We start from the raw sequence: 23381 nt of genomic DNA on the forward strand, positions 1-23381 counted from the left end.
ACGCCACGTATGGATCTAGGGAACGTGGTGACTTTCATTCAGAATCCGATCTCAATTTTTATTTGGTGGCGCATTCCACAGACCAAATGAAATCCCAGTTCATTGATTCCATTTCTCGGGCTTTACAGAAGTTGGAAGATGTGGCTCCGGTCAATATGATTGCAGGGGATGCAGATTCTCTTCGCCATAGATTAAAAATTTCAGAACCGGGCAGCCTACAACTCATGGAAGCCTCTTCTGTTTTTTTCGGCGAAGGACTTTTTGAAGATCTTAAAACCGATTGGGACAAATGGAAACAAAAAGAAATTCCAAAATCTGACCTCATCCAATATTTAGAAAAACGAATTCGTTTTTTCAAACAACAAGTTACAAGAAATACAAAAGATGAAATCTCTCAACTAGAAAGAATCACCACTCTCACTCTACATATCTGGGCCCTACAAAACATCCATGACCTAACCCACGTGGAACTTTTAAAAATGGACACCCCCGACCAAGTGGCACCACTTTTTACCAATCTTTATAGAAAAGAAATGGAAGATTCAGTTTGGGAACTTTTAGAACTACAAACCCGAGTTCGCAAACTAAAAGTGGACATTCGTTGGAAACGCGAAGTTTCTCGTGAAGACATTCACGAAACAAAATACAAACTCATTACGTTACGTAACGATGAAGAGTTTATGATGAATCTTTGGGCATAACCAAAGGCCCAAAAGAGTTATTTGTTTTTCTCTGATTCGGAAAATTCTGAAAGGAAATTTCCATATCCTTTTTCTTTCAACTTGGATTTGGGGATAAATTCCATAGAAGCGGAATTCATACAATAGCGTTTGTTTGCCGGTTTTGGGCCATCATCAAAAACATGACCTAAATGAGAATTTGCTTTTTTGGAACGCACTTCTGTTCGAATCATACCGTACGAATTGTCCACAATTTCTACCACATTGGTTTCTACGATCGGTTTTGTAAAACTAGGCCACCCCGTTCCCGATTCAAATTTGTCCTTCGAACTAAACAAAGGTTCTTTTGAGACGATATCTACATAGATTCCATCTTCATGATTGTCCCAATATTCATTTTGGAAAGGTGGCTCAGTTTCATCTTCTTGGGTGACTCGGTATTGTAAATCAGTGAGTTTTTTTCGTAACTCAAGATTCTCGGGTTTTTTCGGAGAGGGGGAAGAGGATTCAAAACAAGAAGTAATCAGAAACAAACATAATAATGGAAGGAGGGGGAAAAAAAGCAATTTGGCAACTCTGTTCATAGATCTTAGACTCGTAGGAAAAAGCGAAATTATGCTTTCCTTTATGCAAAATTGACTTCGTCTAAACCTCGTATGATCATCGCCCCTTTACCGAAAAATGAGACCGCACGTCTTTCGGCCTTAAAAGGGCTCGAAATCCTCGACACACCTGAAGAGGAAATGTTCGATGAAATCACAAAACTTGCTTCTATGATTTGTGATACACCGATCTCTCTTGTGAGTCTTATTGATGAAACAAGACAATGGTTCAAATCCCACCATGGGCTTACTGCACGCGAAACACCTAGGTCCTTTGCCTTTTGTTCTCATGCCATTTTAGGCAATGAAGTTTTTGTGGTTCCCAATGCCAAAGAAGATGATCGTTTTAAAAACAATCCCTTAGTGGATGAAGCACCGAATGTTATTTTTTATGCCGGTATCCCCTTGGCTCTTGATGACCAAATCAAACTGGGAACTCTTTGTGTGATTGATAATAAACCAAGAGAACTAAACGAAAACCAAATTCAAATGCTGCGGTTACTTGGAAAACAAACGGTACGTTTGTTACAAATGAGAAAAGCTACAGAACGAATGGAGGTTGAAAAATTAGCGGCAGAAAAGGCCTCTGCAGCGAAAAGAGATTTTATCGCTGCGATTAGCCACGACATTCGAAATCCATTAAACTCTCTCCTCGGAATGTCTGAGATGATTCGGGAAACTGATTTAAATCCAACTGTTCTTGGTTATGTGGATCATATACGAAACGCCGGCGAAGTGATTCTACATTTAGTCAATGATACTATAGAAATATCTCGATTGGAAGAAAAAGCAAGCATACTAAAAAATGAATGGTTTGAGTTTTACCAATGTTTACATATCTTAGATTCTTTTTTTAAAACCGAAACCAAACGAAAACAAATAGAATTCAAACTGAATAATGAAGTGAATCAAAATATATTCCTACTTTCTGACAAAAGAAAGATCGAAAAGATTTTTTGGAACTTAATTGCTAATGCCGTAAAATTCACAAACAAAGGAGCTGTCACTTGTTCGGTTCAGTTGGAAACGAAAACAAAAGAGGAAGGAATTTTACAGTTTGAAGTAAAAGATACGGGCCCAGGAATTTCTCCTGAAGTGAAGGACAGACTCTTTCAGAAGTACAATCAATTTGTCCCCGAAGGTTGCGGGATTTCTGGGTCTGGCCTCGGTCTTTCGATTGTGAAACTTTCATTAGAAGAAATGGGTGGTGAAGTGGAGGTTGAATCTAAGTTAGGTGAAGGTTCCACATTTAAAGTAAAAATACCCACCCTTTGGAAATTGGAGGAACGTAAGGTGCAACCAAGCCATTTGGATGTTAAAGTCCAATCTCACTTACCAATATTTTCCAGGCCACAAAGGGTTCTTATCGCCGATGACAATGATTTAAACAGAAAGGTCCTGTCCTAAGAAGTTATTTGAAACCCTTACAATTTGAAATAAAAGAAACAAATAACGGAATCGACGCAGAAAGGGAACTCAACGAATCTTTCTACGATATTGCCTTTTTAGACATTGAAATGCCTGGAAAACACGGAACAGAAATTGCAAAAGGATTGGCTGGGAAACCTCACAGACCTGCTCTATTCGCCTGTACGGGGCTTTGTATGCCTGAGGAAAAGGACCAAATCCTCGCCTCTGGATTCGAGTATTTTATGCCCAAACCCTACCAGAAAGAAGAACTCTACCTACACCTGAAAGAAATCGCAGAAAAAGGAGATTAGGACATTCAGATATTTTTACCTTTCTTTTTTAGGCCGTTTTTTTATTGTATCCTATTTTCATGACTAAGAATGACACCGAAGTTGGAAATGACTTCCAATCTTTCGGATTACGTCCTGAAATACTACAAGGAATCACTGATGCAGGCTTCGAACTACCAAGCCCTATCCAAAAACAAGCGATTCCGCTCGTATTGGAAGGAAAAGATTTAATCGCACAAGCGCAGACCGGTACCGGAAAAACTGCCGCTTACGGACTCCCCTGTTTGAACAAAATCAATGTGAACGATGGCATGCAAGTGCTTGTCCTCACACCAACTTGCGAACTTGCACTGCAAGTATCAGATGAACTGTTTAAATTGGGAAAACATTTAGGAATCAAAACCACCACTATTTATGGCGGCAGTTCCTATTCTAAACAAATCACTCAAGTGGCAAAAGGTGCCCAAGTTGCTGTGGCAACTCCAGGAAGACTTCTCGACCTATTGAAAGGAAAGGAACTTAAAAATTTCAAACCTTCGATGGTGATATTGGATGAAGCAGATGAAATGCTCGACATGGGCTTTATGGATGATATTGAATCCATCTTTAATCTACTGCCAACCAAAAGACAAACCTTACTTTTCTCCGCAACCATGCCGGAGCCCATTAAGAAGTTGGCAAGTAAGTACCAAACGCACCCTGCACTTGTAAAAATTGCAGCAACAGAAAAATCGTCTAAAAACATCGAACAAGTGTACTACGTGATTGATGAAGCAGAACGTGAAATTTCTGTCGTACGAATTTTGGATTATGAAAACCCTTTTAAGGCAATCATCTTCACAAAAACTAAAAAAGAAGCAGATGATCTTAAATCAACACTCAGTTTCAAAGGTTATCCTGTAGAAGCTCTTCACGGAGATTTAAATCAAAAACAAAGAGAACAAGTTTTAAAGAGCCTACACGATGGGCGCGTAAAAATCCTTGTAGCAACAGATGTTGCCGCACGTGGTCTTGACGTAAAAGATTTGTCACTCGTAATCAACTACCACCTTCCTTTTGATAGCGAAAGTTATACACATAGAATTGGTCGTACGGGTCGGGCTGGAAAGTCTGGGAAAGCGGTAACACTTGTAACCACAAGAGAATCTCGTGCACTCCTAAGACTCAAAGGAACCTCCGGAACACAACTTACGATTGCTTCCCTTCCTACTAAAAAAGAAGTTTTGGCAAGAAGAGAAGAAGACTTCCTAAACAAAGTAGTAGAAACAGAAATCCATGCGGATGCAGAAGAAGTTTTAGAAAAACTTTTGAAGTTGGACGACAAACGTTCTTTATCTTTGAAACTGCTTTCGAATATGCTCGATCAAACCAAAATCAGCGGCCCGGAAAAAATCGGAAAAACTGCTGGGGAATGGAGTGAAACTCCTCCTAGTGGCGGATCCGGTGGAAGACGACGCGATGGTGGCGGATCAGGCGGCGGAAGTCGCGGTGGTTACCGTGGCGGTGCTAGCAGGTCAGGCGGAGAAAGAAGCGAACGTGGGGAACGAAGTGAACGCAGTGGAGACACTCGTCGCAGCGGTGCTCCCCCTTCTAAAAAAGAAGGCGGAGTTTACGTAAAAGCTGCTGGGAAAAAAACTCAGCGTTTTCGCAGTAAGTAGTGGCTAACAAACCACTCCTCACCGTTTCGATAGTCCCATAACTCGGCACAGGCGAGAAAGAAAACTTTCCAATAAACAAACCATTTGGTTTTTTCTTTTTCGCCGTAAGTACTCGCAAGGATAGGCATTAGTTTATCCTTGTTTAGGATCATGTTATCATACCAAGCCTCACTGGTTCTCGCATAATGAGTTCCATTCACTACCCAATGATTTTCGATTAAAAAATCTTTTTGGAAGTATAAAAACAAATCATCTGATGGCATCTGCCCACCGGTAAAAAAGTACTTGGCCATAAAGTCCGTTTCATCAATCACTTCGAAAGGATACGCAAATTCTTTGTGAGTGAAAATGTGGACAAAAAACTTTCCATCGGTCACAAGAAACTTTGATAGTTTTTCAAAGAGTTTCTCATAGTTTTTCATATGTTCTAACATCTCGACAGAAACAATCCGATCAAACTTGTCTTTGGTAGTAAAATCGTTCATGTCTTTTGTGATGATGGTGAGGTTTTTTAATCCCCTTTCTTTCGCACGTTTGTCGATAAATTCTTTTTGAGTTCTCGAATTGGAAACACCTGTCACTTTACATTTAGGAAATTTTTCGGCGATATAGAGAGAGATACTTCCCCAGCCGCATCCCAAATCCAAAACCTTCATTCCATTTTTGATCTCTGCACGTTCTACGGTGATCCGAAGCATCTCTTCTTCCGATTCCGCAAAACTCGTATCGAGTGTAGGCCAATATCCAGAGGAATACTTCATCCTTGGTCCCATCACGTAAGTAAAAAAATCGCTCGGAACTTCGTAGTGCTGTTCATTCGCCGCTTTCGTATGTACAGCGATCGGTGATTTTTTTAACTCATTCACATAGTTCATTTTGTGTTGGAGTTGGGCCGTGGCGTTTTCTTTTCTTTCTTGTTTGATCCGTACATTTAAAAGTTGGCGGATACGAAAACGAATGAGCCAATCTGGGAAAATATCTTTCTCCAAAAGCGAATTGATACTAAAAGCCGAGCCCTCTTCTTTAGGGGAGGAATCATTGAAATTCATATTTTATCCTTACTTATTTTTGTTTTGAAAACCAAGGGAAAAATGCATTAGTGGTGCGTTGGTATTCCCGAAACAGATCTCCTTTGGAAAGGAGTGAGTATTTTTCGGCAAAGGGAACCCCCGATACAAATCGTAACAACACAAACATAAAGAGTGGTGTGAAAAGTGATAAAATTGCTTCCGGCGAAGAAAGGACAGGAATGATTCCGATCCCTACCCATAGGATCCATTCAAAAAAGTAGTTGGGATGTCTTGAGAACTTCCATAAACCTACGTTACAAACTTTTCCTTTGTTGTTCGAATCGGCAACAAACTTGTGGAGGTCACGGTCAGAGATTGCCTCTCCCACCACTCCCACCAAAAACAAAACCCATCCAAGTAAGACCATCAAATACCCGTTAGGCCCCAAAGCTCCTGAGTTGGGAAATAAATCCCATTGGGCCGCAAAATAAAACGGGACAGAAAGTAGAAGTGCTAAAAACCCTTGCACGAGAAAGACATTGGTAAACATCTTTAAATGAACTTTGTCACCGTAGTCCTTTCGAAATCCAGTGTAACGTTTGTCTTCTGGATGGTTTGTACGGATCCTTGTCCAAAAAAGAAACCCGGACAATCGTAAGGCCCAAATCCAAACAGGGACAAGCACGGCCAGTTTGGCAATCCAGTTCCCTCGTCCCAAATATACGAGGATACTGGCGATACCTGCTATGACAAGCCCCCAACCTACATCAATGACTGCGTAATTGTCCCTGGACTTTCCCCAAAACCACATCAGACTCATAAACAAGAATGTGAATATAACAGCCGCTAAATAAGAAATTAATAAATTGTCCAAAGGATGGTTTCTCTCCCGATGCCTTGGTTTAGACGACTTTCAGTGTGATTTGAAGTCCGAGTAAAGTTTTTTATAGAGAATTTTTTCTAAAATCTTTGGTGAGAAAAACCGCATCCATTCCAAAAACCGACCACTCAAATTGAATGTCACAAGCCTTGCCTCTTTGTCCTTTGCGACAGACATTAAAACATGGGCCACTTCCTTAGCGGTCTTTCGTTTTCCTTTGGCGGGTGCCTCGGAAAGTGTTTCCCCTGATGCATCGAGTCCTGATGTTCGAAGAGCTGTGTCCGTATAGGGAACACAAACTAAAGATACACCAAGGCCCGCTTCTCTAGTTTCGATCCGAAGGGATTCAAGTGCCGCGTGAAGTGCCGACTTGGAAGCAGAGTAAGCAGCACGGCCCGGCACACCATACAAAGCAGAGACAGTGGAGGTGGTGACAATATTTCCTTTTGCGGCAAGCAAGTGCGGAAGGAGTCCCCGCACGAGTTGGATCGGTCCAAAGAAATTAGTCGCAAAGGTTTTACGATACACATCCATCGAAAGGGAATCAAACCGGCCATGGGCCGTAATCCCTGCGTTATTAAATAAAACATCAATTTTAGAAACTTTCTTTTGGATCCACTCGATGGCATCGAGAACCGATGTGGGGTCAGAAAGGTCACAAGCCACGCGGTGAATGATAGCCCCTTCATGTTTGTTTTTGGGGGATGTAATTTCTGCAGCCCTTCTTGCTAAGAGAACAAGTTCACAGGGGAAAAGAGCAAGTTCTTCATACAAAGCTTTTCCAATCCCACTCGAGGCACCGGTGATCACTACTACCCTATCGTTCCAAAAATCTTTTTTCATAACTGCCTTATCCTCTGATTCCCACTCGACAAAGGATAAGGAGGCCTGAGGATCTGACGAGTGAATTTTGATTTTAAAACTTAGAGGAATTATGTTAAACAAAGTATGGGAAATCCAAGGATCCTTTGGACTTGAGAACTTAAAACAAACAACAAGGGATCTTTCTGAATCACTTTCCCCCAAAGAAGTCCTTGTTCGCCTAACAGCGACTTCACTGAATTATCGTGATTATTTAATGGTGATTGGAACTTACAACCCTCGTCAAAAACTCCCTCTCATCCCTTGTTCCGATGGAGCCGGTGTTGTGGAAGCTGTCGGATCAGAAGTCACTCTTTGGAAAAAAGGAGACAGAGTCCTTCCTATTTTCGCTCAAAAATGGATGGATGGTGCCCCCAATATGGATAACCTTCGTTCCACTCTCGGCGGACCAAATGACGGATGTTTGGCGCAGTATGGGAAGTTCTCGGAAACTGGCCTTGTGGCCACACCAAGCCACCTAACAGACGCAGAAGCCGCAACCTTAGGTTGTGCCGGCCTTACTGCATACAACGCTGTAGTGAGTTTTGGTGGGATTGAACCTGGCTCGGATGTTGTCTGTCTCGGAACGGGTGGTGTGTCTTTATTTGCCCTTCAATTTGCAAAAATGATGGGAGCCCGAGTCATCATCACCTCTTCCAGCGATGAAAAATTGGCCCGTGCCAAAACCCTCGGTGCCGACGAAACCATCAACTACTCCACAAAAACCAATTGGGAACGAGACATTCGCAAACATACCAAAATGGCCGGCGCGGACCTTATCATCGAAGTCGGCGGTGCCGGTACCATGCCAAAATCCATGATGAGTGTAAAACCTTACGGAACCATTGCCCTCATTGGAGTTCTTGCTGGTGGAGAATCGAGTCTTTCTCTGTACCCAATACTCATGCAAGGAGTCAAAGTCCAAGGGGTGATTGTGGGAAGCCGCTCCGACTTCGAAAGAATGAACCGAGCCATCGAATTTAACAAAATTAAACCCGTTGTGGACAAAGTGTACGGATGGGACGAAGTTCCAGAAGCCTTGCAGTATCTACAAACAGGAAAACATTTTGGGAAAGTGGTGGTGAGTTGGGGATGAAACGTAGCAACTGTTTCTACTGGCGAGCGACATTGTTTTTTTGCCTCGCCAAAGGCCAAAGCAAGGGACAGTTTTCATGCTAAGAAAAAAAACTGGGGGAACGTAATAAAAAAGCTTGTTTTAAAGTTATACCCTAGTTATACTTTTTACATGAAAACTGCGATATCGATTCCAGACGATCTTTTTGTTTCTGCTGAAAAGACCGCTAAAAAATTGGGAATTCCCAGAAGCCAATTGTTTGCGATAGCTCTCGAAGAATTTATACAAAATCATTCAAAAGAAAAAATTACAGAGAAACTAAACGAAGTTTACGCAAAGAACATTGATGCAACCGATCATTCAATCTTAAATATTTCTGTCTCAACCCTAAGAAGAAGTCTTAAAAATGACTCGTGGTGAAATCTGGTGGGTGGATCTGGGGATTCCATTTGGAAGTGAACCAGGTTTTAAAAGACCAGTCTTAATCGTTCAAGATGATGCTTTCAATGAAAGTAATATTAATACTATCATAGTAGTCCCATTAACTACGAATATGAACTTAGCCACTGCTCCTGGAAATACTTTGTTAACTAAAAAAGACACAAATCTCTCTAAAGACTCAATTGTAAATGTTTCTCAAATTGTAACTCTAGATAGGGAAAGATTCATAAACAAAGCTTCCGAATTAAAAACTAAGAATATGAAGAAAGTGGAAGAAGGAATGAAACTGGTACTTTCTTTAGGCTAAACCAAACTGCATATAATTGAAGTTCCTATCGTTTCCCATACTTTTTCCCACATTTCAATTTTCTAAATGTGCTAACATCCAAATCCTGCGCTTTTCTTGAATTGAATTTTAAAATCATAGCCCAAGACAGACAGACCCCACCCACTACCACCATCCAAACAAACCGTACATTTTTTACGCAAAAGATACAAAATGTACGCAATCTCCCCAATCATCGAACCAATTGTCCAATATCAAACTACTTGCCTTAAACCAACCATCCTGCAAAAGATACAGTTTGTAGTGTATTTTAGACAATTCGCAATTATTTTAGATAATTTTACTCAATATGTACGATTCTTGCATTCTACAAGCTCTTAGGAGAAGATCGTATTTCGGGTCTTTTAAAAAATGCAGATGCGAAGATTAGCCACTTTACTCTTTTTATTTATGTCTGTTGGTGTTGAAATTTTTGGCCAAACGACTGTTCCGCCTACGGATACTCCAACAAATACAAACCAACTTCCAAACGCCACAACAGCACCCACACAAGAACCACAAAAACCGACCACACCTTCGACTTGGTCGGATGGATTTACGGCAGGAGCTCTTGTGCGCGTTCGACCTGAGATGAAGTACAACTTAGATTTCAATCGCAACACAAACGACAACGTGGATTTTACAGGGCAGAAGATTCAATTTTGGGTTCAAAAAGAATTTACCAAAGACGTGATTGCTAAAATCACTTTCCAAGATGCAAGGCTTTGGGGAGCAGAGAAAGGATCACTCACTGGACTTTCTACAGCTAATGATGGAACAAGGCAAAGCACCGACATTCGCGAAGCCTATATCGAAGTGAAAAACAACTTTGATCTTCCCTTCCATATCCAAGCAGGTCGGCAAATTCTGCGATACGGTGACGAACGTTTGGTGGGATCTTTAGATTGGACCAATGTAGGCCGAAGTTTTGATGGACTCAGACTGAAGTGGGAACAAAAATATCTTTCTTCGCATGTGTTTGTTACCAGCGTGAGTGAACGCCACTCTGATATCGCAGGGAACACAACCTCCTTTGGAGTAAAAAACCAATACAGCCCCTATTTGGATTGTCCTTACAACGGGACAAAAGCCTGCACTTTGAAACCAGATGCCCAAAGACAAGAGTTAGGTGATTCCTACTTCACGGGATTTTACAATACACTCAAACCCTCCGATTTTTTTCATATTGATTTGTACTATTTAGGTTTGCAAAAAGAATATTTGCGTACCAATCAATCACTCGTTCTCACCACTGGAGAAACAGGGACTCCTGCCTCCAGAGCCGGACGATGGGATATCTTACATACTTATGGAATCCGCATAACCAACAGAACCCAAGCCAACAAAAAGGCACTCCAAGCGATTGACTACTCCTTCGAATATGCCGTACAAACCGGAACCACAGGAAAATCCATCAGGCCCAGATGGGATGATAATAGAACCCTAGTGACTTTGACCGACCCATTAACTAATGGGACTTATAAACACAATCTTTATTCAGAAAAAGAAAGGTATAAAACATTCGCCTTTGGGGCTGATGTCGGATATACAATCGATAAACTCAGATTAGGTGTTGCCTACGATATAGGGAGTGGAGATCCCAACAGAACGGACGGGTCAATTGCCAGTTTTCAAAACTTATTTCATACCAACCATTTATTTTACGGAATGGCAGACCAAGTTAGTTGGGTCAATATGAAATCCAAATCAGTAAATGCTAGTTACAACTTAGGAACTTATGGTTCGGTTCGGTTAGATTATTTTGCCATCGAAAAACACAAACTCCAAGATAGTTGGTATGATGTCGCAGGAGTTGCCAAAACCGGAGCGAGTACTGAATCAATTTCCAATAACAGCTATGATGTGAGCCAAGTCTTAACAGAAAAAGGTGCTGGTGACAATAGGCCTGTATCAATGCTCGGAAAAAGTTTATTCCGTGAACTTGATTTCAAATACAATGTCCCTTACAAAAATTTAATTTTAGAATGTGGGTATAGTATGTTATTTGCCGGTGATGCCATCCAAAACCGTGTGAATGATCGCACCATTAACTCACAAGTTTATACCAATCAATTTTCCAAAAATGCCCAGTTCGCCTACCTGATGGTCACGGCCCAATTTTAATTTTTGGAAGGACACAATTATTAACAGCTCCGATAAGTGGTATTGGAAAAAAGGGATCCATTCTTTAAAAACATTGGATCAAATTACTTTTGGTTTGAAATTCTATCTAATAACTCTTTCAACAAGTGGCGCTCTCCCTCCGAAAGTGATGGAACACTCGGCAGTAATGCCTGCATAGTAATAGCAACCGACCCTATGTTGGCCACTTTCTCGGGAGGAGTATTATTTGTGATGGCAGCCACTAATACCTCACGCGCGTCAAAAGAAAGAGTGGTATCACGTATTTCTTCTGGCATTGCAAGTAAACTTAGTACGATTCCAGAGCTAAATGAATAGATCAACTCGGCTGCCCGTGTTTCAGTCACTTTCAGCTGTCCTGCGACTGCTATGCGGTGGATGAGTTCAGCAAGAAGTAGTTTTGATTTTTCGATGATGGGTAAGGATAATTCTGGTCGGGGTTCACCAAACATCAAGACGTAAAGGACTGGGTTTTCAAGTCCGAAGGTTATATGAGAATCCCAGGCTTTTCGAAGATCATCAATAGGATCAGGACTTGGTTTTTGTTCCTTCTTTTTGTTAAAAGCTGCAATAAAACCATATTCAGCTACAGCATCTAAAAGGCCACGCATGTCACCGAACAAACGGTAAAGGGTCGGAGCTTGTACCTTAGCGGCAGCGGAAACACTCCTAGTCGTTAAGGCATCTCGACCACCTTTCTTTAAAACATGAATAGCAGCCTTGATAATCCGCTCACGAATATCATTTCTAGATGTACTCATTTCAGGTGTTTGGCCTGGTGACTTTTTTTGGGGCACGTTTCTATGCTACTTTTACTTCAAAATCTTTAGGACTCAAATAACTTAGAAAAGAAAGTGATCTTTGTCGATGATTAAATCTTTCGACGAAAAAATAGGATGAAATAGGAAAAATTTGATTGCTTGCACTCGTTATCGATGATATATTATTTTTGTTATCAATGATAACAATCTGAATCTTAGGTCAAAATGGATTTATGGTTGAAAGTTAAGGGGGCAATATGTCTAACAAAATCTGGCTCATCACAGGAAGTTCTCGGGGTTTCGGTCGAATCTGGACGAAGGCAGCACTCCAACGCGGCGACAAAGTGGCGGCCACTGCGCGTTCGGTGGGAAATTTGGCAGACCTGAAGGAAAAATACGGCGATCAAGTTCTAACTCTTGAGCTCGACGTGACAAAACCCAATCAAGTCAAACATGTTGTCGAAGAAGCCCATTCACACTTTGGCAGACTAGACATTATTTTGAACAATGCAGGGTATTCGCTTGTGGGCACCATTGAAGAAGCAAGCGGAGACGAAGTTCGGGCACTTTACGAAACTAATATTTTTGGCTCACTTTCTGTGATCCAGACTGCCTTACCGTTATTACGCAAACAAGGTGGCGGTCATATCATCGGTGTTTCAAGCACCTTGGGGCATGTATCGATGCCTTTGGTTGGGTATTACTGTTCCTCAAAATGGGCTTTCGAAGCGATCCATGAAAGTTTAGCAAGTGAAGTGAAACCCTTTGGTATCAAAGTTACACTTATAGAACCTGGTGCCTATGCTACCGAATTTGGAAGCCCGGAGTCATTGAAATTTACATCAAGTCTCGAGCTCTATTCAAATCTCAAAAATCAAGTCCTAGAGGGATTGAAGACTATGCAAAGAGGCAATCCGAATGCGACACCAGAGGCATTATTCAAAATGATCGATGCAGAAAATCCACCACTTCGGTTTTTTCTTGGCAGTCAGAATTTACCTTTGGTGCGAGCTACCTATGCAGATCGTCTCAAAACCTGGGAAGCTTGGGGAGAAGTTTCGAACTCAGCACAGGGATCTTAGTAAAAAGAGTATCTTCCAGAATTCTGGTTTCTTAAAAATTCTGGAAGATCGTCATGATTTTTTAAAAAAGGAACCAATTACCAAACGATCATTTTTCCTTTAGTTTCAATAATTCGTTCATAGAACTAAACTCTAATTCAGAAACTAAATGGAGAAGGTCTTTTATTTCCCCGAGCAATCTTACTTCCACCTTTTTACCTAAGGTATCAAACAAAGTTGCGATCTCTGTCCAGTGAGTGGCGATCTTTTTGAATTGTAAGTGGGTTCTTTTAAAGATGGGATCGTTGGTTAACTCATAAGATTCTAATAAAAAATCCCTATATAAGTTTCTAAAGATCGCACCACCTGTTCCTGCCTTTTCCATCATCATCGCTGTTGTCACAAAATCTCTCTCGGGATCAGAAGAGGAATAAAACCATTTTTCTAATTGCGATGCAAGCTTTTTGATTCCTTTGTAGGAAACATTCGTAATAGGCGGATGAAGGTATTCGCGGGCATTGTTTTTCGCAGCTAGCCTCACGATCTTTGTGAGCTCCGGTAATTTTTTCCCAGGTGTTACTGTATAAAAAAGATTTTTGGAAGCCATGGGCCCCTTTTCACTTCGTGCCAATTCCAAACTTTTTAAAGAGGTATGTACTTTGGTTCCTTGTTGTTTGGTATCAACCAAATAGGCATTAGACTCATCATATCCATAGAGGGCTACATAATGACCGGCAAAATGAAATGGTTTTGAAAAATACTCTAAGTGAAAAGAGTCCAATTTTAATCCAACTGGAGTTCCCTGATCAATTATATCCCGAACAGATGACCAAGCCTTTGTTTTCGAAGCAGTTTCCTGAATTTTTAGTTTTAAGTTTAGATTATTTGCTATATTCACCGTTAGCTGGTCAGGCCTGATCCTCCCACCGATAAAAGGAAAATCCATAGTTTTCATATTCCAAAAGATAAAATTAAGGCCCTCCCCAATTCCAAATAACATAGGTTCCGACAGTTCCACGCCGATATGTTTTAAAAGAGTTCCGGTGGCTGTGGTTTCACAGTGGACTCCCACAAAAGGAGAAAGTTTAGGTAGGATCATGTTTACTGTTTTCCAAATAGATGGGATTTGTTCGGTATACTAAAATAAATCATCCCACCTAATTTCCTCTTTAATTTTAATGAGTTCTAAAAAACTTGTATGAGAACCTGAGATTCACTGCCAATCCACTATTCCACAACCAAACCTTCAATGATAATTGTCCTTTGGGAATACAAAGCTCGATTTGATACAAAAAGGAATTGTGCAGCAGTAGTTAGAGTTCTTATCAAAGAATCCATTACATTCTCTTTCGAATAAATTCTAAGATTAAAAATCTTCTTAGCATTGGGAAGATTTTGTTTTATAATATCATCTAAATTCAAACTGTCGATTGTTTGCGTATCAAAAAGATACCAAGAAAGTTTAGTTTCAATGGAGAACTGCCTAAACTTTTCATCGTTTCCAAGTTCATTAGAAAAACTAATTGGGATTTTAGTATCCACAATTTCATAACGATAAGAAGCACAGCCGAAAGCAAAAATGAGGGATGTAAATAGAGTGATCGAACAAAATTTTTTCATTTCGAATTCCCTCCACTAGTTAGAGAATAAATATTCCCTTTTAAATTTAGCGTATAAGGGCGCACGATTCCAAAGGAAATTAAGTCAAAAAGACCATCGGAAAATTCATATTCTTCTGTAATTTTTAAATCTCCAATACTCGAATTCGGATATTTCAGATATAGTTCTGCCAATAATTCGTCCAAAGACTTATCTCTTATATTAGAAAGTCCCCAAAACATATAAACCCTAGTGTAAGTGATATCGAAGGTATCGCTAACCATGTATCCTTCGTTTGCCGAAAAACCATTCAAGCGAACTTTGTTTTTACCCCAGGTTTGGTAATAAGAAGTGTTAGCACAATGGACCAGAAAAATGGCCAGAATAAATAAAAGGATTCTTTTCATACGTCTCTCATAATATTAGAATTAAATTACCAACGTTTCAACGGTTTTGCATACACAACCAAAATATTTCCATCTAATTTTTTCTCAAACTCCTGACAAATATCAAATGCCTTAGATTCTAAGATGGCATATTGGAAAGTTGTACATAATCCTTTTGGTTTTGCAAGGGTTCCTTTTTTATAAATAGCCAAATAAGCATGGAACCTATCTTCTATTGTTTTACATTCCTTCTCTAATTCTTGATCCAGGACCACTAGATCAGAAAGATCATAAGAATTAAATTCGAAATCAGGAATCCAACCATAAAGAATGCTACTAGTAAGAAAAGAATTTGGATTCATGGTTCCCCTAATTCATCCAAGACCCACATCAAGGGCCATCATAAGAACAAATCCAAACATGGCACCGAGGGTTGACATTTCTGTTTCTTTGCCTGTGTGAGATTCTGGAATCAACTCTTCTACAACAACAAAGATCATGGCTCCTGCGGCAAAAGAGAGTGCAAAGGGAAGTAGGCTTTCCACATAAAAGACAAGGGTAGCTCCGAGAAGCCCACCCATTGGTTCGACAAATCCAGAGAGTTGTCCATACCAAAAACTTTTCCGTGCAGTAAAACCTTCTCGTAACAAAGGAATGGAAACCGCAGCACCCTCAGGAATATTTTGGATTCCAATTCCAAAGGCAACGACCGCTGCCGCCATAAGCGCTTCATAGGTAAACCCATCACCTAGCGCTCCAAAGGCAACACCTACGGCCAAACCTTCGGGGATATTATGTAAAGTGATGGCAAGAACAAGTAACAAACTTCTTTGGAAGGAAGACTTCCCTCCTTCTAAATGATTTTCCTCCAGACCCACATGAAGGTGAGGAAGGAGTTTGTGCAAAACATAGAGAGTGAGTCCACCAGATAAAAACCCAAAACTCGAATGAAGCCAAGCAGGATTTCCAGCTTGTTCGGAAAGAGCAATGGAGGGCAAAAGAAGAGACCAAAAACTGGCAGCGATCATAATCCCAGAAGCAAACCCTAACATCGCATTGAAGACAGGTCTTGGCACGGTGCGAAAGAAAAAAACAAAACTGGCACCAAAGGCAGTACAAAACCAAGTAAAGCCCGTGGCAAGGAGAGCTAAAACCACCGGGTGCCATAACATAAGAGAGTCTAACATCTATTTGGCTGGCATCATTCCAACAAAAAGAGAGCTCATTTCTTTGGCACGCCAAAGACCATCAGTATCTTTTTCTACAGACACTGGTCGGAAACTAGAAGCACCCCGAGTGGCTACAAAAAGTTTCAATTTGCCAGTGGACTCATCGCCCGAATAAGGGTTTGTATAAGTTTCGACTGTTAAAGGCAAACTCGGTCTGTATCCGTTAGTTGGTTCCGCCCCTTTCCAATACCCACTCGATAACATTTTGTATTTATCCAATTGGCCAAGTAGATACTTATCACTTCCACCTAAATCCATTCCATCCACGGCAGAGGGTTTGGTGGACTTTTGTCTGTTTTTGGAGAGGACAGAAAGGATGACGGCTTTCGTTCCTAAATCTTGGTTTTTGTTATAAAGAGAAATCGCAAGCACAAGGATTGCTGCTGCTCCTTCCGGTGTAATAGCAATTGACGACTGCAATGATTTGAATTCTTCAATCGTTGTAGGTTCAGAAGGAATGATCACAGGATTTCTTCCGGTCAAGTTTTGTGCCACAAGTGAAACACTAAAACATAGTAAGAATAAAGAGGTGATTGCTTTCATGGGAGAGAATTTTAGAACTATTCCGATTCGTTTCAATCCTTTTTCTTCATTTTTTTCTTTACCAAATGTTTAGAACCAGTAGAATCTTTGTATGAAAAAAATATTACTCGTTTCTCTCTTTTTCCTTCCTTTCCTTCTCACCTCACAATCATTAAAAGACGCAAAAGAATTCCAAGCCCTCTCTAAAAAGATGTGTGCAAAGTCTTCGGAATGTATGAAGGAAAAATTAAAAGAACTTCCTGCTGACCAAAGAAAAATGGTCGAGTCACAATTTGTAAATGGCAATGTCTGTGAATCCCGTTACAAAAATTATGTAGTGGAAGGCCAAAAACCAACAAACGATAAACCCACAAAAAAACTCACGAAAGAAGATATAGAGAACATGAAAAAATGTGCCAAAGATATGGCGACCTTCTCTTGTGCTGATTTAGAAGAAGGGAAAGTTCCTGAGTCTTGCGAGAAGTTTCAAGAAGAAGATTAAACTTGGTCTAAACTTCCATCCAATACGGGCTAATTTCACCTAGCCCGTGTTTACCGGAAAGTTTTAATAATAACCGGTCCATTCCTATCGATATCCCAGCGCATTCGGGAAATCCATCTTCCAAACACCGAAGGAAGTCCTCATCCATCGCAAACACTTCCTTACCTAACTTCGCACGTAGTTCCTGTTCTTCCTGAAACCGTTTTCGTTGTTCTTTGGCATCACTCAGTTCATAAAAAGCATTGGCAAGTTCCAACCCGTCCCAATAGATTTCAAATCGTTTGGCAACCCCATCCACTACCCTTGCAAGCGCAGCACATTCTGGGGGATAGTCGTATAAAAACACGATCCCTTCCCCTAATTTAGGTTCCACACAATTCAAAAAGACCAAAAAAAATAAATCTTCGTAGGCCCAAGAAGTAAGTTCCTCTTTGGGAGTGGCAGATAATTTTTGTTTGGTGATGGTTTGGATCAAATTTTCTTTTTCATATCCATGCCCAAGATGGACGAGAAACACTTCCTTCACAGAAAGATGGCGGATCCACTCCGGGTTAGATGTTTTTTTCTGATCCTCTTCGGTTCCAAAACTATGGATCAATTCTCTCAAAAATTTTTCTATAAAATGACGTAAAATAACGTCATCCATTTCTTTCGCATAAAGTTCTAACATAAGAAACTCTTTGGAATGGAACTCACTTCCCATCTCACCCGACCGATATGTATGGGCCAATTCAAAGATCCGAGTCATCCCTTTTGCCATCATCTGTTTCAAACTATATTCCGGTGAGGTAATGAGATAACCCTTCTCACGCGAGTCAGGAGAGCGCACTTCAAAAGGATCCAAATAAGGTTCCATACCCACAATGGGTTTTAGGGTAGGCGTATCGACTTCCAAAAATTCATTTCGAGACAAAATCTCACGAACCATTTTGAAAACTAAAGATCGAAAAATGAGTGTATCTTTTGAGAGTGAGACCATACATTACCTCCAATGGCAAAAAAAACAAAATACCTGAATGTACGCGAAGTTCAGAATGCGTATGAAATTGTCATTTTGTCTAAAACTGTTCACAATGAGTTGGAAGAAGAAATGGATTCTGTAATGCATATGTTGTTTTTCCAAACAAGATCTCATATCCAAATGGACCTTTCTAATCTTCCCTACCTTCCTATCACACTTCTTACCAAACTCTTAAACATGGCCCGCGACCTACGATTGAAGAAACGGGTGCTTGTACTCCTCGGCCTCCCCGTCTCTAGTTATATGTATTTAAAACGCTTTGACCTCATCCGTCTCGTTTTTCCAAGTCCCGGTATCCTTAGGGAGTCTCATCGAGATTCCAGGGGATAATTTCCAAATTCACTCCCATCTCACCTAACAAAAGCATAGTCCTTTTGTCGAGAACCACACCTTTGGTGAACTCAGATGCAAACTCCACCGAAGCATAAATGGTAGATTCATAACTTTCCGTAAATTCTTTTAGATCTTTGCGAACAGGTGCTAATGTTTTAAGCAGATCCCAAATATGATCCAGTAACGGAAATTCCGGTCCAAGCTTGGAATTGAGCTGCCAATGACTCGGAATTGTCATATTTTCGATGTCTTTTACATCCGCACCGTGATAATAGTCCGGTTGGATGCCTAGTTTTTCCGTCACTTCCAGGGGCTTAAGCCTAGGTCCTGTGATGGCGAACATCGCCCACGATTTTGCTTCTCTTTGTGTTCCCGATTCCATTTTTTACTTTTTTTTTCTACTACAAGAACCAAATTGAGAAAGAACTCAAGGGAAAAACATGAAAAATATTTTGGTAATTGAGGACGATCCGGATATCGGCAACCTAATCCGGAAATCACTCGATTCTGCTCACTACACAACCTCCGTTTTCGAAAATGGCGAAGAAGGTTTGAAATTTTACAAGTCCAATCATCCTGATTTAGTGATTCTGGATCTCTCTCTCCCGGACATTGATGGTATGGAAATTTGCCGTAGCATTAGAAAGGCCGACGAAAGTACGCCGATTTTTATTCTTTCCGCAAGGACAGAAGAAATCGATCGCATCATGGGACTTGAGTTAGGTGCTGATGATTACATCACAAAACCATTTTCGGTGCGCGAATTAAAAACCCGAGTGGATGTTTTTTTTCGTCGATGGGATAAAAAAATTGGGATCAAACCCAATGTGGGCCAAGCCGGAGAAATCATTCGTGGTGCGCTTAAAATTGATTCCATTCGTCGTCGTGTCACTCTCAACGAAAACATCATCAATATTTCTAGAAAGGAATTTGACATCTTACAACTGCTAGCTGGTTCTCCGGGGAAAGTTTTTTCTCGCGAAATGATTTTGGAATCGGTTTGGGGTGTGGAATGGGATGGTTTTGAAAGGATGATCGACAGTCATATCAAACGCATTCGTTCCAAACTAGAAAAAAATTCCGCACAACCAGAATGGATTGAAACCATTTGGGGAATCGGATATCGTTTCACTGATAACTTTGAGAACATTGTTGTTCCCGATTAAGGAACCATTATGGAAGAAGTAAAAAAAGACAAATCCCTCATCGACGAAATTAAGTTGTATGAGAAAAAAGCCAAAGAAATTGAACAAAGAGCCAAGGAGAAGTATATGGAACAAGTAAGCGACATCAAACAAAAGTTAGGTAAGGCTAGCGAAGAAGCTTCTATCAAAGCAAAAGAAGTTATTGATACAGTGGGTACTTATGTAAAAGAACATCCACAAAAAGCCGCAGTGATTGGGTTTGGTGTGGGACTTGGTCTTGGCCTTGCACTTGGTTGGGTTTTTAAGAAAAAATAATTGGAACATAAAGAATCAAAACATCGTAAAAAAGGCGGAATCAAAGCCGCCTTCGAAGACCTAATCACCAAAGTGGTAGCCTATGGCGAAGTGATGGTGATTTACATCCAAAAGAACCTCCAAGTTTATATTAAAAATTTGGTATTGTCTTCTGTCTGGGTTTTCACTTCTTTTTTCCTAATCTTTTTAGGGCTGATCTACATATCCTATGGAGTTTTCCTAAGTTTTCAGAAATTTCTCACGACAGGGGATCCCATCCTTGCCAGTTTCGGAACAGGATTTGGATTTTTAGTTTTTGCCATTTTATTTTTATCACTGGTATTAAAGAAAAAATAATTCCATGCGTTTCAATCCCCTAACAGACCATGAACGGTATATAGAGAAAGATCCAAGAGACATGTCTTTATCAGAACTACGGATGTTACTCAAAATCAAACGAATGGATTTGCAACTCGGATGGAATGAATTCGAAGGCAAAATCAAATTTTGGCAACGAGTGGTTCGCACGGTGCGTGAGTCTGGAATGGTGGACCAAGTGAGAGAAGGATTCCAATCCTACCTGCAAAATAAATCTCCCAAAGAATAAGGGTTTCCCTACCAAAAGCCGATCCTTGTAAAAACAAAAAAGGATTTCTCATGGTATCAGACGAAATTTTAGTATTTACCACAATTGGCGACCGCGACATGGCCGAAGAACATATTTCTGAAATGTTAGAACAAGGAATCATTGTATCGGGCACCATCTTCCCCGAAGTAGAACTTGTTTATTTGTGGGAAGGAAAAATCACCGTCGATACCGAAAACAAAATCCTCCTCAAAGCCAAAGCAGACAAGTATGATGCGATCGAAGAGTACATCAAAAAACGCCATCCTTATATTGCTCCCGAAATCATTCGCCTAGATGTCAGTTTTGGCTCTCCCGCCTACAAGGCGTTTGTTGCCGACAAGATTAAAAAAAATAGTTGAGCCAATCTTTTTCAAACCTCCTACTCCTAAATCTACCAGAAGCCTTTCCGCTATTTAGTGGGCGCCTCGAACTTTTTTTAGTACCAAACTGTTAACGTTTAACGACCGGGCGTACTCCGGGGTCCGCCTTCGCTCCCGTCTTCGGAGGCAAAGCCTCCTCCGACCAAGCCCTTCGTATGCCCTGGCGTGGGGATGGATGGTTTAAGAAACACCATAACAAAACCTATATTTTAACCGATACCGACTCATTTTTGGCAGATCAAAGAAAACCAATTCACAAATTCAAAAACCTCATCAATCAAACAGATTCAGATTCAACAGATCTTCTATCTTGACAGCCTGCCAAATTTTGTTATGGTTAGGGAATGGATGTTACGATTCCGAAGTCTGAATTTGATCTCACTCAAACCCTGAATGGAGTATCTTTCGTGACACCAAGTCCACTCGGCTTCCACCAACAAATACTAGGAAAACTATTCTTTCAATTTCAACTCTGCTTACAAAAAGAAACGTTAGGTGCCATTTTCACCGCTCCCTTAGACGTGATTTTGGAGAAGGGAGTCAATGTCGTCCAACCAGATCTGATCTACATCAAAAATCAAAATTTGTCAATCTTCAACCCGAATGGCCACATCCACGGTATCCCCGACCTACTGGTTGAAATTATATCTCCAGGATCCATCTCTCGTGACACAGTGGATAAGTTTGCCATTTATGAAAAATATGGGGTTTCTGAGTACTGGATCGTCTTTCCCGAACAGAAAGTTGTCGAAGTATTTGTTTTAAAATCGGGAAAGTATTCCCTTACTTGTAGTACGGAAAATACAAATGGGAAGATTATTTCTTCTGCATTCCCAAATTGGCAACTTGGATTAGAACAATTATTTTCGTAAGTTCTAAACTCTTTACTAACTAGAATTTCTTAAAATCCTTAAAGAAATTAAATATCCCATTTTATTCTATCTGAGTAGAAATGATCATTTCCCATACACTAGCAAGACTGAGATAGATTTGATTTTCTGAATTTTCCACTATCAGCAGAACCTTTTTTGAAATATTCATTTTGCCCTGATACAATCCAATTTTACGTTTCTGCTTTTTATCAGGCGAGAATCGGACTAGTTTCACAATGGGTTTGCCGGCCTTGGAAATTATCACTCTTTGCCTTCTAAAGCTTGGAAAATCAACTTCGAAAGATTAGATTTCGCATCATGAATGTTATATTCCATACCCATAAATTAGCTAACTAGACGGGCTAAAGTAATTAAAATCCCGCCGAAGGTTCTTAAAAAAACCTCCCCATCCTCTAAATATGTGTTGCCAAATGGCTACACATATTTCATTAGTCAAATGACTACACAATGGATTTAAGAAGAGACGTATTCCAAGCAATTGCCGATCCCACAAGAAGAGCCATCCTCCTCCTCGTGGCCACCCAGTCCATGACAGCAGGAAGCATAGCTTCCCACTTTGATACCAAACGGCCGACTGTTTCCAAACATTTACAAATTCTGACAGAATGCGAGTTACTGGCAAAAGAACCCAGCGGTCGGGAGATTTATTACCACTTAAATCCAAACAAAATGAAAGAGATCGCCAATTTCATAGCCCCCTTCCAGAAACTTTGGGACGACCGGTTCAACAAACTAGAATCTGTGATGAAAAACTATAAAGCCAAAGGATAAAAATTTATGGAACTCAAAACAAAAGTTCATGCAGAAGACGGCAAACAAGAGTTAACGATCGAACGTGAGTTTGACCTACCTGCCTCGTTAGTTTTTAAAGCGCATACAGAACCTGAACTTATCGAACAATGGATGGGCAATAAAGTTTTGAAATTTGAAGCAAAAAACCATGGAGGTTGGATCTTTGAGACCAGAAGTCCAGAAGGGGTTGTTTTGTTCCGTGCCAATGGAGTTCTACTAAATATAAAAGAAAATGAAAGTTTTGTACGAACCTTCGAGATGGAAAACACAGGTTTCCCGATTCAACTTGAATTTTTTGAATTTCAGAAAATATCAGAAAACAAAAGTAAACTCATTATGCATATCATCTACAAGTCCGTAGAACAAAGAGACCAGATTCTAAAGATGCCTTTTGCCCAAGGAATCAATATGGCACATAACAAGTTAGAAAAAGTGATCAAAGACAAGACTTGATAAAACTC

Annotated in this window: 30 protein-coding genes and 1 pseudogene; 18 read left to right on the forward strand and 13 right to left on the reverse strand. The window is 40.4% G+C overall.

Annotation, left to right across the window (positions count from 1 at the left end; all coding sequences use genetic code 11):
• The coding region (locus LEP1GSC199_RS06680) for a hypothetical protein (RefSeq protein ID WP_002979560.1) at nucleotides 1–701 on the forward strand (701 nt) is incomplete at its 5' end.
• 17 nt (nucleotides 702–718) lie between these two features.
• Here the strand turns inward: LEP1GSC199_RS06680 and msrB are convergent.
• On the reverse strand, nucleotides 719–1264 hold the full coding sequence (msrB, locus tag LEP1GSC199_RS06685) for a peptide-methionine (R)-S-oxide reductase MsrB (RefSeq protein ID WP_002979493.1): 546 nt from the start codon (nucleotides 1262–1264) through the stop codon (nucleotides 719–721).
• A gap of 72 nt (nucleotides 1265–1336) precedes the next feature.
• Between msrB and LEP1GSC199_RS06690 the strand changes: the two are divergent.
• Nucleotides 1337–3003, forward strand: a pseudogene (locus LEP1GSC199_RS06690) (hybrid sensor histidine kinase/response regulator).
• A 59-nt stretch (nucleotides 3004–3062) separates the two neighbouring features.
• Nucleotides 3063–4640, forward strand: coding sequence for a DEAD/DEAH box helicase (locus LEP1GSC199_RS06695; protein ID WP_002979534.1), 1578 nt, complete (start codon nucleotides 3063–3065; stop codon nucleotides 4638–4640).
• On the opposite strand, the gene LEP1GSC199_RS06700 is transcribed toward LEP1GSC199_RS06695, so the two are convergent.
• Genes LEP1GSC199_RS06700 through LEP1GSC199_RS06710 form a run of 3 tightly spaced genes read right to left on the reverse strand, consistent with a single transcriptional unit; the run spans nucleotide 4619 to nucleotide 7373 of the window.
• Nucleotides 4619–5689 (reverse strand): SAM-dependent methyltransferase, encoded by a 1071-nt coding sequence (locus tag LEP1GSC199_RS06700; protein ID WP_002979503.1) that lies wholly within the window; start codon nucleotides 5687–5689, stop codon nucleotides 4619–4621. The two genes, LEP1GSC199_RS06695 and LEP1GSC199_RS06700, sit on opposite strands and share 22 nt — an antisense overlap.
• Before the next feature lie 13 nt (nucleotides 5690–5702).
• Nucleotides 5703–6524, reverse strand: a complete 822-nt coding sequence (locus LEP1GSC199_RS06705; protein ID WP_002979581.1) for a DUF1295 domain-containing protein — start codon at nucleotides 6522–6524, stop codon at nucleotides 5703–5705.
• Between the two features lie 39 nt (nucleotides 6525–6563).
• Nucleotides 6564–7373 (reverse strand): SDR family NAD(P)-dependent oxidoreductase, encoded by an 810-nt coding sequence (locus tag LEP1GSC199_RS06710; RefSeq protein ID WP_002979475.1) that lies wholly within the window; start codon nucleotides 7371–7373, stop codon nucleotides 6564–6566.
• Nucleotides 7374–7464: 91 nt separating this feature from the next.
• Between LEP1GSC199_RS06710 and LEP1GSC199_RS06715 the strand changes: the two genes are divergently transcribed.
• The 4 genes from LEP1GSC199_RS06715 (at nucleotide 7465) to LEP1GSC199_RS06730 (ending at nucleotide 11356) form a co-directional block, all read left to right on the forward strand.
• A complete protein-coding gene (locus LEP1GSC199_RS06715) occupies nucleotides 7465–8487 on the forward strand; it encodes a zinc-dependent alcohol dehydrogenase family protein (RefSeq protein ID WP_002979562.1) in 1023 nt (340 codons plus the stop codon).
• 150 nt (nucleotides 8488–8637) lie between these two features.
• The gene (locus LEP1GSC199_RS06720; RefSeq protein WP_002979515.1) at nucleotides 8638–8886 is read left to right on the forward strand and encodes a hypothetical protein; all 249 of its coding nucleotides are present in this window, start codon (nucleotides 8638–8640) and stop codon (nucleotides 8884–8886) included.
• Nucleotides 8873–9214 (forward strand): type II toxin-antitoxin system PemK/MazF family toxin, encoded by a 342-nt coding sequence (locus LEP1GSC199_RS06725; protein ID WP_002979484.1) that lies wholly within the window; start codon nucleotides 8873–8875, stop codon nucleotides 9212–9214. Before LEP1GSC199_RS06720 ends, LEP1GSC199_RS06725 begins: the two co-directional genes overlap by 14 nt.
• Before the next feature lie 390 nt (nucleotides 9215–9604).
• On the forward strand, nucleotides 9605–11356 hold the full coding sequence (locus LEP1GSC199_RS06730) for an alginate export family protein (RefSeq protein ID WP_002979455.1): 1752 nt from the start codon (nucleotides 9605–9607) through the stop codon (nucleotides 11354–11356).
• Nucleotides 11357–11439: 83 nt separating this feature from the next.
• On the opposite strand, the gene LEP1GSC199_RS06735 is transcribed toward LEP1GSC199_RS06730, so the two are convergent.
• Nucleotides 11440–12171, reverse strand: a complete 732-nt coding sequence (locus LEP1GSC199_RS06735; RefSeq protein ID WP_198288762.1) for a TetR/AcrR family transcriptional regulator — start codon at nucleotides 12169–12171, stop codon at nucleotides 11440–11442.
• A gap of 221 nt (nucleotides 12172–12392) precedes the next feature.
• Between LEP1GSC199_RS06735 and LEP1GSC199_RS06740 the strand changes: the two genes are divergently transcribed.
• Nucleotides 12393–13217: an SDR family NAD(P)-dependent oxidoreductase gene (locus LEP1GSC199_RS06740; protein ID WP_002979482.1), complete on the forward strand. Its 825-nt coding sequence runs from the start codon at nucleotides 12393–12395 to the stop codon at nucleotides 13215–13217.
• An 88-nt stretch (nucleotides 13218–13305) separates the two neighbouring features.
• Here LEP1GSC199_RS06740 and LEP1GSC199_RS06745 read toward each other — a convergent pair whose 3' ends face one another.
• The 6 genes from LEP1GSC199_RS06745 to LEP1GSC199_RS06770 all read right to left on the reverse strand — a co-directional run bounded on the left by LEP1GSC199_RS06745 (nucleotide 13306) and on the right by LEP1GSC199_RS06770 (nucleotide 16989).
• The gene (locus LEP1GSC199_RS06745; protein ID WP_002979575.1) at nucleotides 13306–14295 is read right to left on the reverse strand and encodes a BtrH N-terminal domain-containing protein; all 990 of its coding nucleotides are present in this window, start codon (nucleotides 14293–14295) and stop codon (nucleotides 13306–13308) included.
• A 128-nt stretch (nucleotides 14296–14423) separates the two neighbouring features.
• Nucleotides 14424–14816 (reverse strand): hypothetical protein, encoded by a 393-nt coding sequence (locus LEP1GSC199_RS06750; protein ID WP_002979591.1) that lies wholly within the window; start codon nucleotides 14814–14816, stop codon nucleotides 14424–14426.
• Complete coding sequence (locus tag LEP1GSC199_RS06755; protein ID WP_039926284.1) at nucleotides 14813–15202, reverse strand: hypothetical protein; 390 nt, start codon at nucleotides 15200–15202, stop codon at nucleotides 14813–14815. Before LEP1GSC199_RS06755 ends, LEP1GSC199_RS06750 begins: the two co-directional genes overlap by 4 nt.
• A gap of 26 nt (nucleotides 15203–15228) precedes the next feature.
• Entirely contained in the window at nucleotides 15229–15543 is a 315-nt protein-coding gene (locus LEP1GSC199_RS06760) for a hypothetical protein (protein ID WP_002979568.1), read from the reverse strand.
• Between the two features lie 12 nt (nucleotides 15544–15555).
• Complete coding sequence (locus tag LEP1GSC199_RS06765; RefSeq protein ID WP_039926287.1) at nucleotides 15556–16368, reverse strand: ZIP family metal transporter; 813 nt, start codon at nucleotides 16366–16368, stop codon at nucleotides 15556–15558.
• The gene (locus LEP1GSC199_RS06770) at nucleotides 16369–16989 is read right to left on the reverse strand and encodes a DUF6935 domain-containing protein (protein WP_002979547.1); all 621 of its coding nucleotides are present in this window, start codon (nucleotides 16987–16989) and stop codon (nucleotides 16369–16371) included. It lies immediately after the preceding gene.
• Nucleotides 16990–17044: 55 nt separating this feature from the next.
• On the opposite strand from LEP1GSC199_RS06770, the gene LEP1GSC199_RS06775 reads away from it, so the two are divergent.
• Nucleotides 17045–17434: an LA_2478/LA_2722/LA_4182 family protein gene (locus LEP1GSC199_RS06775; RefSeq protein ID WP_002979557.1), complete on the forward strand. Its 390-nt coding sequence runs from the start codon at nucleotides 17045–17047 to the stop codon at nucleotides 17432–17434.
• A gap of 7 nt (nucleotides 17435–17441) precedes the next feature.
• On the opposite strand, the gene LEP1GSC199_RS06780 is transcribed toward LEP1GSC199_RS06775, so the two are convergent.
• Nucleotides 17442–18413: an amino acid--tRNA ligase-related protein gene (locus tag LEP1GSC199_RS06780; protein WP_002979527.1), complete on the reverse strand. Its 972-nt coding sequence runs from the start codon at nucleotides 18411–18413 to the stop codon at nucleotides 17442–17444.
• Between the two features lie 12 nt (nucleotides 18414–18425).
• On the opposite strand from LEP1GSC199_RS06780, the gene LEP1GSC199_RS06785 reads away from it, so the two are divergent.
• A complete protein-coding gene (locus LEP1GSC199_RS06785) occupies nucleotides 18426–18785 on the forward strand; it encodes a hypothetical protein (protein WP_002979517.1) in 360 nt (119 codons plus the stop codon).
• Here the strand turns inward: LEP1GSC199_RS06785 and LEP1GSC199_RS06790 are convergent.
• A complete protein-coding gene (locus LEP1GSC199_RS06790) occupies nucleotides 18754–19170 on the reverse strand; it encodes a DUF4279 domain-containing protein (protein ID WP_002979510.1) in 417 nt (138 codons plus the stop codon). The genes LEP1GSC199_RS06785 and LEP1GSC199_RS06790 overlap by 32 nt on opposite strands.
• A 58-nt stretch (nucleotides 19171–19228) precedes the next feature.
• Between LEP1GSC199_RS06790 and LEP1GSC199_RS06795 the strand changes: the two genes are divergently transcribed.
• From LEP1GSC199_RS06795 to LEP1GSC199_RS06835, 8 genes are all read left to right on the forward strand, one after another.
• Entirely contained in the window at nucleotides 19229–19954 is a 726-nt protein-coding gene (locus LEP1GSC199_RS06795; protein ID WP_002975764.1) for a response regulator transcription factor, read from the forward strand.
• Between the two features lie 9 nt (nucleotides 19955–19963).
• Nucleotides 19964–20248: a DUF883 family protein gene (locus LEP1GSC199_RS06800; RefSeq protein ID WP_002979579.1), complete on the forward strand. Its 285-nt coding sequence runs from the start codon at nucleotides 19964–19966 to the stop codon at nucleotides 20246–20248.
• Entirely contained in the window at nucleotides 20249–20584 is a 336-nt protein-coding gene (locus LEP1GSC199_RS06805) for an LBF_4227 family protein (protein WP_002979491.1), read from the forward strand.
• A 4-nt stretch (nucleotides 20585–20588) separates the two neighbouring features.
• A complete protein-coding gene (locus tag LEP1GSC199_RS06810; RefSeq protein ID WP_002979499.1) occupies nucleotides 20589–20834 on the forward strand; it encodes a hypothetical protein in 246 nt (81 codons plus the stop codon).
• A gap of 50 nt (nucleotides 20835–20884) precedes the next feature.
• On the forward strand, nucleotides 20885–21214 hold the full coding sequence (cutA, locus tag LEP1GSC199_RS06815) for a divalent-cation tolerance protein CutA (protein ID WP_002979549.1): 330 nt from the start codon (nucleotides 20885–20887) through the stop codon (nucleotides 21212–21214).
• Nucleotides 21215–21579: 365 nt separating this feature from the next.
• Nucleotides 21580–22107, forward strand: a complete 528-nt coding sequence (locus LEP1GSC199_RS06820) for a Uma2 family endonuclease (RefSeq protein ID WP_002979511.1) — start codon at nucleotides 21580–21582, stop codon at nucleotides 22105–22107.
• A gap of 468 nt (nucleotides 22108–22575) precedes the next feature.
• Complete coding sequence (locus LEP1GSC199_RS06830) at nucleotides 22576–22899, forward strand: ArsR/SmtB family transcription factor (protein WP_002979569.1); 324 nt, start codon at nucleotides 22576–22578, stop codon at nucleotides 22897–22899.
• A gap of 6 nt (nucleotides 22900–22905) precedes the next feature.
• Complete coding sequence (locus LEP1GSC199_RS06835; protein WP_002979460.1) at nucleotides 22906–23373, forward strand: SRPBCC family protein; 468 nt, start codon at nucleotides 22906–22908, stop codon at nucleotides 23371–23373.
• Nucleotides 23374–23381 lie beyond the last annotated feature (8 nt).

Source organism: Leptospira vanthielii serovar Holland str. Waz Holland = ATCC 700522 (assembly GCF_000332455.1).
Classification (GTDB): domain Bacteria; phylum Spirochaetota; class Leptospiria; order Leptospirales; family Leptospiraceae; genus Leptospira_A; species Leptospira_A vanthielii.